This window comes from Paraburkholderia sp. SIMBA_054, from assembly GCF_046534875.1.
GTDB lineage: Bacteria > Pseudomonadota > Gammaproteobacteria > Burkholderiales > Burkholderiaceae > Paraburkholderia > Paraburkholderia hospita.
In genome coordinates, this window is sequence record NZ_JAWRXV010001189.1 from 1 (window position 1) to 255 (window position 255).

The 255-nt window shown below is 71.0% G+C and carries 1 protein-coding gene; it reads right to left on the minus strand.

The window, feature by feature from the left end; translation table 11 throughout:
• Positions 1–255 (minus strand): hypothetical protein (locus tag SB822_RS58885; protein WP_410859348.1); only part of this gene is annotated, 255 nt, incomplete at both ends.

Consider the following 255-nt stretch of genomic DNA (forward strand, 5'->3'; position numbering starts at 1 on the left):
TCCACCGAGCCGGTGCAGGGGTTGCGGCCCAGCTCCCCGCCCAGCGTGGCCAGCGCCTGGACCTCGTACTCGCGCTGGATCACCAGCGCGTGCGGGGAGAGCACGAAGCCGAGCGGTGCGACCTTCTGCGCCGACTCGTACTGGAAGCGCGGCAGGTTGAGGACCAGGCCATCGTCGCCGAGCCGGCGCACCTGGCTGCTGAACTCGATCTCGCTGATGCCGGCGCGGTCGGGGATGTCGAAGCCAACCCGACGC